Source organism: Pseudomonas sp. SIMBA_068, assembly GCF_046534705.1.
Taxonomy (GTDB): domain Bacteria; phylum Pseudomonadota; class Gammaproteobacteria; order Pseudomonadales; family Pseudomonadaceae; genus Aquipseudomonas; species Aquipseudomonas putida.
Window position 1 is genome coordinate 1 of the sequence record NZ_JAWRYI010001824.1, and the last position, 231, is coordinate 231.

Sequence of the window (231 nt, forward strand, 5' to 3'; positions counted from 1 at the left end):
GGCCATGCGCTCGACATCCAGCGGGCGGTGGTTCCAGGTGACTTCCTCGGCCAGGTGCGCCGGGCGGATCGGGTCGTTGTAGATAACGTAGCGATAACGCCGGGCACAGGCCTTGAAGCGTGCATGGAAATCGGCCGGCATCGACCGCGACCAGACCACACTGATGTCGTGCGGCAGGTTGAAGTTGGTGCCCATGGTCCAGGCGCGCTCGTCGCGCACAGCGCGGGTGTC

General features: G+C 65.8%; 1 pseudogene. It reads right to left on the reverse strand.

The features are described from left to right. A pseudogene (locus tag SB756_RS36065) lies at window positions 1–231 on the reverse strand (tRNA pseudouridine(38-40) synthase TruA); the annotation flags it as partial.